This window comes from Candidatus Dedyshia acidiphila, assembly GCF_051025295.1.
GTDB lineage: Bacteria > Acidobacteriota > Terriglobia > Terriglobales > Acidobacteriaceae > KBS-83.
This window is the reverse complement of the sequence record NZ_JBMGJV010000207.1, coordinates 1-247: the sequence shown is the minus strand read 5'-3', so window position 1 is coordinate 247 and position 247 is coordinate 1. Positions and strand designations below refer to the sequence as shown.

1 pseudogene is annotated in these 247 nt (G+C 68.8%); it reads left to right on the top strand.

The window, feature by feature from the left end:
- Positions 1-247, top strand: a pseudogene (locus tag AC5IJH_RS18615) (hypothetical protein); the annotation flags it as partial.

The following is a 247-nucleotide window of genomic DNA, read 5'->3' as shown; positions in this document are numbered from 1 at the left end:
AGCCCAAGAAGGCGGAGACACCGCCCGCGGCGCAGCACCAGCAACAGGCCGCCACGAATACCGCGGCGAACCCGGCAGCTGCTGCGGCCGTGAATGGTGACACCGGCACCTCCGGGACCACCCCCCCGCTCTCTGCTGACACGTCAGGGAGCGCTGCCTCCGCAAGCCCCGCTGTGGTCGGCACCGGCGAGCAGACAAGCACGGTCGAGAACGAGAACTATCGCATCGTCTTCACCAGTCGTGGCGC